This window comes from Lysobacter capsici, from assembly GCF_018732085.1.
Lineage (GTDB): Bacteria > Pseudomonadota > Gammaproteobacteria > Xanthomonadales > Xanthomonadaceae > Lysobacter > Lysobacter capsici_A.
The window spans coordinates 6247548-6261294 of sequence record NZ_CP076103.1; the positions used below are offsets into that span (position 1 = coordinate 6247548).

Consider the following 13747-nt stretch of genomic DNA (forward strand, 5'->3'; position numbering starts at 1 on the left):
ACAATTGGGCGCCGATTATGAAGCAAGTCTTCAAGAGCCATTCGGATAACACCGGTTTTTCGCGCAATCCCATCGGCCTAAAGTGCCTCCACGCCTTCACCGGGCGCCGCGCCTGCTCCCCCACGGCGCCTCGCCCCTCATGATCAGGAGCCCCACCATGACCACCCTTCCGACCCGCCGCCTCGGCCGCAACGGCCCCACCGTGTCCGCCCTCGGCCTGGGCTGCATGGGCATGAGCTTCGCCTACGGCGCCGCCGACGAAACCGAATCGCTGGCCACCCTCGACCGCGCGCTGGAACTGGGCGTGAGCTTCCTCGACACCGCCGACATCTACGGCCCGCATACCAACGAGGAATTGCTCGGCCGCGCCTTGAAGGGCCGTCGCGAGCAGGTGTTCCTGGCGACCAAGTTCGGCATCGTGTTCGACCCGGCGCGGCCGCAGGCGCGCGGCGTCAGCGGCCAGCCCGAGTACGTGCGCCGCTCGATCGAAGGCAGCCTGCAGCGCCTGGGCACCGACCACGTCGACCTGTACTACCAGCACCGCATCGACGCCTCGGTGCCGATCGAGGAGACCGTCGGCGCGATGGCCGAACTCGTGCAACAAGGCAAGGTGCGTTACCTCGGCCTGTCCGAACCCTCGGCGGAGACGTTGGAACGCGCGCATGCGGTGCATCCGATCACCGCGGTGCAGAGCGAATACTCGCTGTGGACGCGCGACCCCGAGCGCAACGGCGTGTTCGAGGTGTGCGAGCGCCTGGGCATCGGCTTCGTCCCGTACAGCCCGCTGGGCCGCGGCTTCCTGACCGGCAACATCACCAGCGCCGATCAGTTGCAGAGCGACGATTTCCGCCTGACCACGCCGCGTTTCCAGGGCGACAACTTCGGCCACAACCTGGCGCTGGCGCAGCAGGTCAAGGCGATCGCGGCCGACAAGGGGTGTACGCCGGCGCAGTTGGCGCTGGCCTGGGTGCTGGCGCGCGGCGAATACTTGGTGCCGATCCCGGGCACCAAGCGCCGCAAGTACCTGGAGGACAACGTGGGTGCGCTGCAGGTGTCGTTGTCGGCGGCCGAACGCGCGCAGTTGGATACGCTGTTCGCGCCTGAAGCGGTTGCGGGTGATCGCTATACCGCGGTGGGCATGGCGTTGGTCGGACGCTGATGGTCGCTCGACGGGGCACGGCGCTTGCGTCGTTGCCTGTTGTTCTTGGGTGGGCGCGGTGATCTGGGGGTAAAAGCAAATCCCCCCTACCCCCCTTTTCCAAAGGGGGGAAAGCAAGGGTCGCTGTAGTTGCTTCAGTGTCGATGCGTCTGTGCGGCAATGGCGCTGTGTGCACAGTTGGCGTTGTTGTTTGTGGTGGTGGTGTTTGTGGTGGTGGTATTTTTGGTGCTGGCGTTGGTGTCGCCGTCAGCGTCAGCGTCGCCATTGCCCGAAGCTCGTAGCCCACGCAATCACATAGCCCACTTTGAAAAAGGGGGCGAGCGCCCAGCGCAGGTACGAAGTCAGATCGCAGGCGCAGCGCGGGGGATTTGCTTTTCGATCCGACGCGGTGATCTTGGCGTAAGGGCAAATCCCCCCCCCTACCCCCCTTTTTCAAAGGGGGGAACGGCAAAAGCTCATGCATCACTGCAGAGCGGCTAAGCGATCAACTCACCACTGATACCGCACCGTCGCCGTCACCGTGCGCGGATACCCGTAGTAACACCAGATCGCGCTGTTGCACACGCTCACGTATTCCTTGTCGGTCAGATTGCTGGCGTTGAGCTGGAAACGCCAGTGGTCCAGGTCGTAGCGCACCGATGCGTCGAACAAGGTGTACGACGGCGTCTTCCATTGGTTGTAGATGTCGCCGTAATGCTCGCCGGTGTAGCGCACGCCGGCGCCGAGGCCCAGGCCCGACAGCGCGCCGTAGCCGATGGTGTAGTCCGCGCCGAGCGAGGCGACGTTGCGCGGCTGCAGGGCGATCTGCTTGCCGAGCGCGGCCGCGTCGTTGGTCCGCGTCACCTTGCTGTCGGTGTAGGTGTAGGCGCCGTACACGCTCAGGCCGTTGCGGAAATTCCAGCGCCCTTCCAGCTCGGCGCCGCGCACCCGGGTTTCGCCCTGCTGCACCGAGAACAAGGTGTGGTTGGGATCGACGGTCAGGGTGTTTTCCTGCTTGATCTCGTACACCGCCAGGCTCGTCAGCGCGCGACCGCTGGCCGGCTGGAACTTCAATCCGGCCTCGATCTGCTCGCCGGTGGTCGGCTTGAACGACTGGCCGGCGAAATTGACGCCGACGGTCGGCTCGAACGATTGCGACCACGCGACATACGGCGCCCAGCCCGAATCGAACAGATAGTTCACGCCCACGCGGCCGGAGAACCGGCTGTCGTCCTGGCGCTCGCGGGTGACCGGCGTGGCCAGCAGCTGATCGGTGCGGGTGCGCACCTTGTCCTGGCGCCCGGCGGCGGTGATCACCCAGCGGTCGATCTTGATCTGGTCCTGCAGGTACACGCCGAGCTGCTGCTGCACCTTGTCCTGGCGCGAGGTGTAGGCCGGCTTGACGATCGGCGCGCCGTACACCGGATTGAAGATGTCCAGCGACGGCGCGCCGAACGCGAACGCCGAGGCGTAGTCGCTTTCCAGGCGCCGGTAGTCGAGGCCAGCGAGCAACGTGTGCTGCCAGACGCCGGTGTCGAACTTCACTTCCACGTTGTTGTCGACGGCGAAGGACTTGGAGCTTTCCTCCAGCGGGAAGTAGTAGCGCGTGAGCGTGCGCTGGTCGGCCTGCAATCCGAACGCGCCGACGCCGGCGTCGTGATCGACATCGACCTTGCCGTAGCGCAGGTTCTGCCGGAACGTCAGCGCCTCGTTGAAGCGATGGCTGAATTCGTAGCCCACCGACTTCATCGTCTTGAGGTAATCGTTCCAGCCCGGCTCGCCGGTGTAGCGGTTGCGCGGGATCTTGCCGTTGGGATTGGCGAACAAGGTGCCGTCGGCCGGCAGGAAGCCGCCGCCCTGCGCGGTGTCGGCTTTCTGGTAACGCGCCAGCACGGTCAGCGAGGTGTCCTCGCTGGGTTTCCAGGTCAGCGCCGGGGCGAAGAAATAGCGGTCGTCTTGAACGTAGTCGACCACGTTGTCGCTGTTGCGGGCCAGGCCGGTGAGCCGGTAGAACCAGGTGCCGCTGTCGCCGAGCGGGCCGCCGAAATCGAACGCGGCCTGGCGCAGGTCGTAGTTGCCGAGGGTGACTTCGACTTCGTGCAGCGCCTCGGTGGTCGGCCGCTTGCTGACCATGTTGATCAGGCCGCCGGGCGGCATCGCGCCGTAGGACACCGAGGTCGGGCCCTTGAGCACGTCCAGGCGTTCCAGGCCGTAGGGTTCGATGCGGGTGCCGCCGGTCCACACGCCGTCGGTCAGCGCCAGCCCGTCCATGTAGCGCGCCGGGTTGAAGCCGCGCACCAGCAGCCAGTCGCTGCGGGTGTCCTGGCCGTAGCCGCCGCCCTGCGCGCCGGCGGTGTACCACACCGCTTCCTCGACGCCCTGGATGCCGCGGTCGCGCATCTGCTGGGCGGTGATCACCGAGATCGACTGCGGCGCCTCGATCAGCGGGGTGTCGGTCTTGGTCGCGCTCTGGCTGCGCTTGGCGATCGGCGCGCGCACTTCGACGTTGTCCAGGGTGGTGGCGTCGGCCGGCGCATCGGCGGCATGCGCGGCGAACGCGCCGAGCAGCAGCGGCAGGCCGAACAGGGACAGGCGGACCGCGCTCACGAGCGCGGAGGGGTTGGACACGGACGAGGTCGGCATAAAGGCCTGGACGGAAGCGGAGAAGGGAGCGATCGCGGCCGCAGCTCCCTGCTCGCCGGCAAACGATAACCATTCTCATCTTACGGCGGCGACGGGGCCGCGGCAAATCCGGGGACGGGGCCGCAGGGACGCAAATCGGGGCCGGCCGTCCTGCGAGTCGTGGGTTCGGCCGGATCGAAGCGCGACGCGCCGGGCCCGAATGCTCCCGCACGGCGGCGGCGGCGTGCGCGCGGCAATGGCGGACTTGGCCGCAGCAACGAAAGGACCTGCGCGCCCGGCGCGAAGGCCCTTCCGACGCGCGCGTGCATGCGCGCCCGCTGTCGCGATGCTCAGTTGATGATGATTTCCGGCATCAACGGGCAGTTCTGCGGCGCGGCGCAGAGATTGTGCTGATGCGCGCAGACGCCGTAGTCGCCGCCGGTGGCGGTCATGCAGGCGTTGTAGATGTCCATGCATTCGAAACAGCCGGCCGCCGAAGCGGTGGATGCGAAGCCGGCGGCGAACACGAACACGGCGGCGAACACGGTCTTGTGGCGAATGGAACGCATACGAACCTTCTCCTTGGTCGACAGCGGGAAACAACGGGGATGCGGGTCAGATCTCCGGCATCAACAAGCAGCCCGCACGATCGGCGCAGACGTTGTACTGATGCACGCAGAACCACTGCTCCGCATCGGGTTTCGACATGCAGTAGTCGTAGGTGTTCATGCATCCGTCGCAACGGGGATTGAACTGCGCCGATGACGCCGAAGCGAAACCCGCGGCGAACACGAACATCGCGGCCAACAACGTCTTGTGCTTGGAAATACGCATAACGACCTTTCTCCTTGGTCCGTGCCGGATGGGCGGGGACTGACGCTGCGTACGAACCGCCACGACGCGGACGATCGACGGCGATGCGGATGGCGACAGCAAACCGCCATCGGCGCGGACGCCGATGGCGGGCGAGGCTGATCACATCGGCGTCAGATGGGCATGTACGGGCAGTTGTAGCGCCCGGCGCAGATGTTGTACTCGGTCACGCAGGCATCGATCGATGCATCGGGCTGGCTGGCGCAGTAGTCGTAGGTGCTCATGCACGATTCGCATCGCCAATCGAACGAGGCCGAGGCCGTCGAAGCGAATGCGGTGGCGAACACGAATGCGGCGGCGAACAACGTCTTGTGGCGGGTGATACGCATTGACCTGTCTCCTTGGTCGGTGCCGGAACGGCCGCGCCAGCATGCCCGTGGCGCTTGCGCCGCTATGTGACTGGGTTCACGCCTGAGCAAACCCTGCACCGATCGGGAACGCGGCGACCCGTGGACCCGACGCGATCGGCCTCGCCATCGGTGTCAGTCCCCTGTCACCGAGCAATGGAACAGGCGCATGCACCGCTCGTAGCGCTTCTGGCAGAGCAGCGCGACGGCATCGGGCTGCAACACGCATTGCTCGTAGTCGCTCACGCCCCCCGGATCGGGCTGCGCGGACGCCATCGAAGAAAATCCCGCGGCGAATACGAACGTGGCGAGCAAGCACCTCGTGTGCTGAGCGATGCGCATGACCTGTCTCCTTAGGTCGGCGCCGGAACGGCCGCGCCAGCATGCCTGCGGGAACACGCCACCGATGCGATTGGGCTCACGCATGCGGGCGTGGCGCCGCAGCCGCCCACGGCGGGCGAACACCATGCACACGAAGGTTCGATGCGCGTCCGAGAACCCCCGCCAGGCCCGTGCCGACAACCGCCCCCGGCACCCACGATCGAAACATCGCGTTGCGTGGACACATCGCCGGCGTGCGTATCGCCGCGCGCGGATACCTTTTAGGATCGAAGGCCCTCACTGCCGTGGAGTTCGCGATGCCCTGGTCCGATCGCGCGTCGATCTCGTTGTTGACCCTGGCCCTGTCGCTCGCGACGGCGACGTCCGTCCAGGCTCAGGCCGCTTCGGCGGACCCCGCGCGGATCGCCCAGGCCGCGCACGCGGTCAACGATCAGGTCGTCGGCTGGCGCCGCGACATCCACCAGCACCCCGAACTGGGCCAGCAGGAAGTGCGCACCGCCAAGCTTATCGCCGAGCAGCTGCGCAAACTCGGCCTGCAACCGCGCACCGGCATCGCCCACACCGGCGTGGTCGCGGTGCTCAAGGGCGGCAAGCCCGGGCCGAAGATCGCGATCCGCGCCGACATGGACGCGCTGCCGGTGACCGAGCCGGCCGGGCTGCCGTTCGCGTCCAAGGTCACCGCCGAGTACCGCGGCCAGCCCGTCGGGGTCATGCACGCCTGCGGCCACGACGCGCACGTGGCGATCCTGCTCGGCGTGGCGACCGCGCTGGTCGCGCAGAAGGACCAGCTGCCGGGCGAGGTGATGTTCGTGTTCCAGCCGGCCGAGGAAGGCCCGCCGGTCGCGGGCGCGCCGTTCGGCGCCAGGCTGATGCTCGACGAGGGCGTGTTCAAGGACTTCAAGCCCGAGGCGGTGTTCGGCCTGCACGTGTGGGCCGGATTGCAGGTCGGCGAGGTCGGCTATCGCAGCGGCCCGATGCTGGCCAGCGCCGACGAATGGAGCCTGACCGTGCGCGGCAAGCAGACCCACGGGTCGCGGCCGTGGGACGGGGTCGACCCGATCACCGTCGGCGCGCAGATCCTGCTCGCCAGCCAGAGCCTGATCGCGCGCCAGATCAACATCGCCGCGACCCCGGTGGTGCTGACCGCGGGCCAGTTCAACAGCGGCGTGCGCTTCAACATCATTCCCGACGAAGCCAAATTGGTCGGCACCTTGCGCACCTTCGACGCCGGCGTGCGCGAGGACGTGATCGCGCGCCTGCGCCGCACCGCCGAGGATTACGCCCATGCGGCCGGCGCCAGCGCCGAGTTGCAGGTGGTCAACAACGCGCCGGCGACCGTCAACGACCCGGCGCTGACCCGGCGCGTGCTGCCGTCGCTGCAGCGCGCGGCCGGCGAGGACCAGGTCAAGGAATCGGGGCTGGTGACCGTGGCCGAGGATTTCTCCCAGTTCGCCAACACCGTGCCGGGGTTCTATTTCTTCGTCGGCTCGACCGCGAAGGGAACCGACCCGGCGAAAGCACCGATCAATCATTCGCCGAACTTCATGCTCGACGAAGGTGCATTGGAGGTCGGCACGAAGACGATGTTGCAGGTCGCGCTGGATTATCTGCACGGGCCTTGAGGCGTGAGCGAGCCCGTGCCGGGACGCGGCAGGCCCCGCACAAGCTGCGAGGCCGGCGACGCGACCTCGCCGGCGGCTGACGTCGCCTGTGATTTGATTTGATTTGATTTGGTTTCGTCTGGTCTGGTCTGGTCTACAGCGATTCTCGCGCTTACTACAAGTAGCCTTGTTCCTACCTACCGTCATTCCCGCGAACGCGGGAATCCAGTGCCTTTCGTGCGAGAACGCTTGAAGTCACTGGATTCCCGCCTTCGCGGGAATGACGACCTGGTGGGATGACGCTGAAGTCTCTGGATTCCCGCCTTCGCGGGAATGACGGTAGGCGGGTTGCGCGGAAATCGTCCTAACGGAAATCGTTCCGACATCGCAACGACTCAAGCCTGGAAACGAGCCCCGAGCGCGGAACCGCTTTTCCCGAATCCCGACTCCCAATTCCCGCCCCAACCGACCAACGTAGCGCATCCCCACCGCCCCCCCATCGGCTAGCATCGAACCTTTCCCGCCCGGAGTTCCGTCGATGAAGCGTCCGCTGTCCGTCGCGTTGCGTTGCGCCCTGAGTCTCGGCGTCCTCGCCGCCCTGCCGCTGGCCGCCGCCGCGCAATCGAGCGAACGTCCCGAGGTCGCCGCCGCCGCGGCCAAGGTCAAGGCCGACGTGATCGCCTGGCGCCGCGACTTCCATCAGCACCCGGAGCTGTCCAACCGCGAGGAACGCACCTCGGCCAAGGTCACCGAACACCTGCGCAAGCTCGGCCTCAAGCCGCTGACCGGGATCGCCCGCCACGGCGTGGTCGCGATCATCGAAGGCGGCAAGCCCGGCCCGAAGATCGCGATCCGCGCCGACATGGACGCGCTGCCGGTGACCGAGCAGGTCGATCTGCCGTTCGCCTCCAAGGCCACCGCGACCTTCCGCGGCGAAACCGTCGGGGTCATGCACGCCTGCGGCCACGACGCCCACACCGGCATCCTGCTCGGCATCGCCGATGCGCTGGTGGCGATGAAGAAAGACCTGCCGGGCCAGGTGATGCTGGTGTTCCAGCCCGCCGAAGAAGGCGCGCCGGCCAATGAGGAAGGCGGCGCCTCGCTGATGCTCAAGGACGGCCTGTTCAAGGACTTCAAGCCCGAAGCCATGTTCGGCCTGCACGTGTTCTCGACCCTGCCCGCCGGCCAGCTCGGCGTGCGCGGCGGGCCGCTGATGGCCGCCTCCGACCGCTTCAGCATCACCATCAAGGGCCGCCAGACCCACGGCTCCACCCCGTGGGGCGGGATCGACCCGATCGTCGCCGCCGCCGACGTGGTCGGCACCGCGCAGACCATCATCAGCCGCCGCACCAACATCGCCAAGCTACCGGCGGTGGTCACCTTCGGCTCGATCAAGGGCGGCATCCGCTACAACATCATTCCCGACGAGGTCGAAATGACCGGCACCATCCGCACCTTCGACGAAGGCATGCGCCAGGCGATCTTCAAAGACCTCAAGAACGTCGCCGACCACGTCAGCGCCGCGCACGGCGCCCACGCCGAAGCGCAGGTGCCCGACCAGGACGGCAACCCGGTCACCTACAACGACCCGGCGCTGACCGCACGCATGCTGCCCAGCCTCAAGGCCGTGGCCGGCGACAAGAACGTGATCGAAATGCCGCTGGTGATGGGCGCGGAGGATTTCTCGTACTACGCCAAGGAAGTGCCGGCGATGTTCTTCTTCGTCGGTTCGACCGAAGCGGGCGTGGACCCGTCGACTGCGCCTAGCAACCATTCGCCGAAGTTCAAGCTCGACGAAAGCTCGCTGGACATCGGCCTGCGCGCGATGCTGCAGGTGACGCTGGATTATTTGAATGGGTCCAAGGCCGGGTGAGAGGCGGGTAAGCGGCAAGATTTGGAAGCCGCGCGCCGTCGTGCATGCCGGCTGATCGTCAGATCGCCGTCGGCCACGAACTATTGCCCCCTTTGAAAAAGGGGGCGAGCGCCCGGCGAAACCCAGTCGGCTGAACTTGGACCGGAGCGCGGGGGATTTGCTCTTGCCGGCAGATCGCCTCGCCTGCACAGCAAAAGCAAATCCCCCCCTAGCCCCCCTTTTTCAAAGGGGGGAACAGATGCGCGGCTGCTTGGAAGACCGTCGCTTTCATGTCGAAACAACCGGCAATCAGTGTTCTTGCGGCCACCGCGTCGAGCTGCCCACAGCAGCAGTGACGGCGGCCGCCGCCGCCCATCCCTCCGACCGCCCGATCCCACCCCGGTCCGCCCGAGCCGGAGCGGCTAAAATCCCCGCATGACCTCCCACGACCTCCCCCTCGGCCGCCACGTCGACTACCCGCGCGAGTACGACGCCTCGCTGCTGTTCCCGATCGAACGCGCGCTCGGCCGCGCTCACCTGGGCCTGCGCGACGACGCCCTGCCGTTCGTCGGCTACGACCGCTGGCACGCCTACGAACTGAGCTGGCTCGACCGCCGCGGCAAGCCGCGCGTGGGCACCGCGACCGTGTCGGTGCCGGCGACCTCGCCGCACCTGATCGAATCCAAGTCGCTCAAGCTCTACCTCAACTCCTTCAACGCGACCGCCTTCGACGACGAAGCCGCGGTGCTCGCGACGATCGCGCGCGACCTGTCGGCCGCGGCCGGCGCGACGGTCGAGGTCGCCTCCGGCCTGCCGGCGATCGGCGCGGACGAGCCCAGCGACTCGATCGACGAGCTCGACGTCGCGATCGACGACTACGGCCCGCCCAAGGCCGAGCATCTGGCGATCGAGTCCGACACCCTCGTCGAGGAACGCCTGAGCAGCGCCCTGCTCAAGTCCAACTGCCCGGTCACCGGCCAGCCCGACTGGGCGCGCGTCACCCTCGCCTACCGCGGGCCGAAGCTCGACCGCGCCGCGCTGCTGCGCTATCTCATCTCCTTCCGCGACCACGCCGAGTTCCACGAACAGTGCGTCGAACGCATCCATGCCGACCTGAGCCAGCGCACCGCGCCGCAGTGGCTGTCGGTGGAAGCGCGCTACACGCGGCGTGGCGGACTGGACATCAATCCGTGGCGCGGCAGCCCCGGCCTGAGCCCGCCACGGGCCGGCCGCGACGAGCGCCAATAGACCGGTGCGCACATCGCCTACACAGGGCGTGTGCCACCGCGTAGCCGGCAAAAATCCGGGTGGAATCCGCTCATTCAGTTTCGTTATGGACGTTCACGCGGACGCTATGTCTTTTTAACAAGCGTCATGTCATGTTCCGCTTCGCCACTTCGGCAGGAGCCCTCAACCCATGACTACCCCGGACAAGAAAGCCGATTTTTCCGATGTGCAAGGCGGTGTGTCTAGCACCGACGAAATCAAAGAGAAGGCCGACTTCAGCGACGTGCAAGGCGGCGTGAGCTCGACCGATCAGATCACCGGCGGTGGCGAGCAGACCTATACGGTCGAGAAGGGCGACACGCTTTCGCATATCGCCAAGCAGGTCTACGGCAAGTCGAGCAAGTGGAACGCGATTTTCGAAGCCAACCGCGACCAGCTCGACGATCCCGACAAGATCCAGCCCGGCCAGGTCCTCAAGATTCCGACCATCAACGACTGATCCGTCGACTGCGTTTCACCATCATTGCCATCGTTCCCAGGAGATCCACCATGTTGATCCGCACTCGTACGCATTACGCCGTCGCCGCCGCTCTGGTCGCCACGCTGGCGCTGGCCGGCTGCAAGAAGAAAGAAGAGGCCGCGCCGCCGCCGCCGGCCGCCGAAACTCCGGCGCCTGCTCCGGCCGAGCCCGCTCCCGCCCCGGCTCCGGTGGCTGCGACCGCCACCGTCGCCAGCGTCGACCTGGGCAGCGCGATCGGCGCCGACAAGAAGGTCACCGCGGCAGCCGCGTCGTTCAAGCCGAAGGACACGATCTACGCTTCGGTCAGCACCAGCACCTCCGATCCGGCCGCGACCGTCGCGACCAAGCTCGGCGCCAAGTGGACCTTCCAGGACGGCCAGACCGTTCACGAAGATCCGGCGGCTGACGTGCAGGCCACCAATGGCGGCGTGACCGAATTCCACATCAACAGCCCGAAGGGTTTTCCGGAAGGCAAGTACAAGGTCGAAATCACTCAGGACGGCAATGTCGTCCAGAGCAAGGAATTCGACGTCAAGAAGTAAGCGACTCTCTCCGCCTGACTGGGCGGGCAAGCCAGGGCGCGGCTTATTGCCGCGCCCTTTTTTTTTGGCTTCGGTTTAGTGAAGGGAATGCTGCTTCGCGGTGGATGGACCGAATGCACTGGCTTCCAGCGCGAATGCACTCGCTCGCAGCAATCGCCCACCACCCCACGCAGCATTCCCCCCATTTGAAAAAGGGGGGTTAGGGGGGATTTGCTTTTGCTTTTCGCACCCCAAGGAGCGGAAGCAAAAGCAAATCCCCCGCGCTACAGCGACGATCACAAACGCGGCCCTCGCCGGGCGCCCGCCCCCTTTTTCAAAGGGGGCGATGATTGACGCACTAAGCCCCCGGAAATTCCCCATCCACATACACCCACCGCCCATCGACCCGCGCGAACCGGCTGACCTCGTGCAGCCGCACCGCGCAGCCGCCGCCGATCCGATAGCGCGCGACGAACTCGACCACCGCCGCGTCCTCGCCCTCGCGCCGGTAGCGCTTGACCTGCAGGCCGAGCCACCGCACCGACGCATCGACCTCCAGCTCGGCCGGACAGGTGTCCGCATGCCAGCTCGCGCGCAGGTACTCCAGATCGCCGACCGCATACGCGCTGTAGCGCGAGCGCATCAGCTGTTCGGCGGACTCGGGCGCGGCCGCGCCGGCATGCAGCCGTCCACAACAGGCGGCGTAGCGGCGCACGGGGTCGCAGGGGCAGGCGGCGGGCAGGGGCAGGCGGGCGGTCATGGCGTATTTTCAGCGCAGACACGCCGCTGCGACTACCATGCGCGTCCCCCCCGCTGCACGAGTCCCCCCATGAAAGCGCCCGCCTACCTCGACGACGCCCAGATCGAACGCCTGGCCGACCTGCTCGACCAGCGCGCCGTGCCGCACAAGGGCTTCAACCTGGAAGCGCTGGACGGCTTTCTGTCGGCGCTGGTGGTGAGCCCCGCGCAACCCGAGGCCGAGCAATGGCACCCGGTGGTCTGGGGCGGCAAGGAACCGCGCTGGAACGACGAGGCCGAGGCCGCCGAGGTCCACGCCCTGCTGCAAGGCCACTGGAACATGGTCAGCGCGCGGGTCCGCTACGGCGACGACGACCTGCCCGACCACCTGGCCCCGCTGCTGTGGCTGCCGGAGGAACCCGAGACCGAACAGCCCGACGAACTCGACGTCGGCCGCGACTGGTCGTTCGGCTTCTTCCGCGCGGTCGAATTGAACGAGGCGGGCTGGGACCAGTGGCTCGACGACAACGACTGGATCGACGAGATCTTCACCCTGTTCGACCGCCTCGCCAGCGGCGAAGTGATGGGCGAAGACCCGGAAGCGCCGGGCACCCCGATCAGCTACCGCGAGCGGCTGGAAATCGTCGCCGGCCTGCCGGGCATGCTGGCCGACCTGCACCACCACCGCATCGAAGCGCTGACCCCGCGCAAACCGCTGCGCCGCGAAGACACCCCCGATCGCAACGATCCGTGTCCGTGCGGCAGCGGCAAGAAATACAAGAAGTGCCACGGGGCCTGATTCGCCGTGCGCGTGGCCGGCCTCCACGGATCCGGCCGCACACTCATGTCATCCCGTTGAACACGCATTGCGGCACACACTCGGCCGATCGCGACGGCATGCGCGTCGGCCGGCGGCTCGATCGCGCGTAGATCAGCGCCCCGCGCGATACCGATCCAGGCCGCGCATCGGGTATCGTCCGGACCGAATCGCCCGTCTCCGGACCGCTCGCATGCGCGACACGCAACTGGGTTTCCACTATTCCTGGTCGGATTTGCGTCCGGTACGGCCGCTGGTGCTGGCGGTGCTGCTGGCCGAACTCGTCGGCGCGGCGATCGGCTGGTCCAGCTTGTCGGCGCCCAGCGGGTTCGTGCGGTTGTGGTTCGGCGCCGCCCTGTCGGCGCTGCCTGGGTTTGCGCTCGGCCTGATCGTGCAATGGCTGTCGGCACGCGAGCGGTTCGCGACCCACCCGGTGTTGATCCGCCGCATCGGTTTGATCGCGACGCTGCTGACCACCCTGGCCGCCGGGCTGATGTTGATGCTCGGCCTCGACGCCGAATTCGGCCAATCCCGCTGACGTCCCGCTTTGCGCGGGCCCCCGAGCTGGATCGTGCTTGCGCCGACGATGGCGGTCGATGAGAAAATCGCGCTCATCTTCCCCGTACCCGACGTCATGTCGTCTGCTGCCCACCCCTGCCTGAGCTGCGGCGCCTGCTGCGCCCGTTTCCGCGTCGCCTTCCACTGGAGCGAGACCGACGCGCACCCGCACGGCGTGGTGCCCAGCGAACTCACTCAAGCGCTCGATCCGCACCGGGTCGCGATGCGCGGCACTTATGCCGGCGCGATCCGCTGCACTGCATTGAATGGCACGGTCGGCGTCGACGCGCACTGCGGCATCTATGCGCAGCGTCCGTCGCCGTGTCGCGAACTCAAACCTGCGTGGGAAGACGGAACCGCGAGTCCGCAATGCGACAAGGCGCGCGCGGCGTATGGAATGGCGCCGTTGTCGCCGCAGCTGTGGCGGACTCAGAGCACCGAGGTGTCTGAAGCCGGCTAGTCTTCGAGGTCGACTTGCAACCGGGAGTCGTTGTGACGATAGCGCCCCAGGCCGACCGCCTCGAACTCGTCATGACTCCGGCCGCAGACCGCCACCTCGAGCACCCTCAGCGCGCCGTTGATAACGCCGAT

Annotated in this window: 15 protein-coding genes; 9 read left to right on the top strand and 6 right to left on the bottom strand. The window is 66.9% G+C overall.

The annotated features are described in order from the left end of the window. The first annotated feature begins 157 nt into the window (after positions 1–157). Positions 158–1159 carry an aldo/keto reductase gene (locus KME82_RS26155; protein ID WP_215496645.1) on the top strand — a complete coding sequence of 334 codons (1002 nt, stop codon included), beginning with the start codon at positions 158–160 and terminating at the stop codon, positions 1157–1159. A gap of 489 nt (positions 1160–1648) precedes the next feature. On the opposite strand, the gene KME82_RS26160 is transcribed toward KME82_RS26155, so the two are convergent. From KME82_RS26160 to KME82_RS26180, 5 genes are all read right to left on the bottom strand, one after another. Then, a complete protein-coding gene (locus KME82_RS26160; protein WP_345777959.1) occupies positions 1649–3766 on the bottom strand; it encodes a TonB-dependent siderophore receptor in 2118 nt (705 codons plus the stop codon). Between the two features lie 344 nt (positions 3767–4110). Then, the gene (locus KME82_RS26165; RefSeq protein WP_215496647.1) at positions 4111–4329 is read right to left on the bottom strand and encodes a hypothetical protein; all 219 of its coding nucleotides are present in this window, start codon (positions 4327–4329) and stop codon (positions 4111–4113) included. A 46-nt stretch (positions 4330–4375) separates the two neighbouring features. Next, entirely contained in the window at positions 4376–4594 is a 219-nt protein-coding gene (locus KME82_RS26170) for a hypothetical protein (RefSeq protein WP_215496648.1), read from the bottom strand. 152 nt (positions 4595–4746) lie between these two features. Then, entirely contained in the window at positions 4747–4962 is a 216-nt protein-coding gene (locus tag KME82_RS26175; RefSeq protein ID WP_215496649.1) for a hypothetical protein, read from the bottom strand. Positions 4963–5115: 153 nt separating this feature from the next. Then, positions 5116–5322 (bottom strand): hypothetical protein, encoded by a 207-nt coding sequence (locus KME82_RS26180; protein ID WP_215496650.1) that lies wholly within the window; start codon positions 5320–5322, stop codon positions 5116–5118. 296 nt (positions 5323–5618) lie between these two features. Here KME82_RS26180 and KME82_RS26185 point away from each other — a divergent pair, with 296 nt between their 5' ends. The 5 genes from KME82_RS26185 to KME82_RS26205 all read left to right on the top strand — a co-directional run bounded on the left by KME82_RS26185 (position 5619) and on the right by KME82_RS26205 (position 11064). After that, positions 5619–6944: a M20 family metallopeptidase gene (locus tag KME82_RS26185; RefSeq protein WP_215496651.1), complete on the top strand. Its 1326-nt coding sequence runs from the start codon at positions 5619–5621 to the stop codon at positions 6942–6944. A 517-nt stretch (positions 6945–7461) separates the two neighbouring features. Continuing rightward, a complete protein-coding gene (locus tag KME82_RS26190) occupies positions 7462–8796 on the top strand; it encodes an amidohydrolase (RefSeq protein ID WP_215496652.1) in 1335 nt (444 codons plus the stop codon). A gap of 414 nt (positions 8797–9210) precedes the next feature. After that, positions 9211–10023 carry an NADPH-dependent 7-cyano-7-deazaguanine reductase QueF gene (gene queF / locus KME82_RS26195; RefSeq protein WP_215496653.1) on the top strand — a complete coding sequence of 271 codons (813 nt, stop codon included), beginning with the start codon at positions 9211–9213 and terminating at the stop codon, positions 10021–10023. Positions 10024–10192: 169 nt separating this feature from the next. Further along, on the top strand, positions 10193–10501 hold the full coding sequence (locus tag KME82_RS26200; RefSeq protein ID WP_215496654.1) for a LysM peptidoglycan-binding domain-containing protein: 309 nt from the start codon (positions 10193–10195) through the stop codon (positions 10499–10501). Positions 10502–10551: 50 nt separating this feature from the next. Next, positions 10552–11064: a hypothetical protein gene (locus KME82_RS26205; RefSeq protein WP_215496655.1), complete on the top strand. Its 513-nt coding sequence runs from the start codon at positions 10552–10554 to the stop codon at positions 11062–11064. A gap of 337 nt (positions 11065–11401) precedes the next feature. On the opposite strand, the gene KME82_RS26210 is transcribed toward KME82_RS26205, so the two are convergent. After that, a complete protein-coding gene (locus KME82_RS26210; protein ID WP_215496656.1) occupies positions 11402–11803 on the bottom strand; it encodes a YchJ family protein in 402 nt (133 codons plus the stop codon). Between the two features lie 69 nt (positions 11804–11872). Here KME82_RS26210 and KME82_RS26215 point away from each other — a divergent pair, with 69 nt between their 5' ends. The 3 genes from KME82_RS26215 to KME82_RS26225 all read left to right on the top strand — a co-directional run bounded on the left by KME82_RS26215 (position 11873) and on the right by KME82_RS26225 (position 13616). After that, entirely contained in the window at positions 11873–12580 is a 708-nt protein-coding gene (locus KME82_RS26215; RefSeq protein ID WP_215496657.1) for a UPF0149 family protein, read from the top strand. 211 nt (positions 12581–12791) lie between these two features. Then, on the top strand, positions 12792–13136 hold the full coding sequence (locus KME82_RS26220) for a hypothetical protein (RefSeq protein WP_215496658.1): 345 nt from the start codon (positions 12792–12794) through the stop codon (positions 13134–13136). Between the two features lie 96 nt (positions 13137–13232). Next, positions 13233–13616, top strand: a complete 384-nt coding sequence (locus KME82_RS26225) for a YkgJ family cysteine cluster protein (RefSeq protein WP_215496659.1) — start codon at positions 13233–13235, stop codon at positions 13614–13616. The last annotated feature ends 131 nt before the right edge of the window (positions 13617–13747 follow it).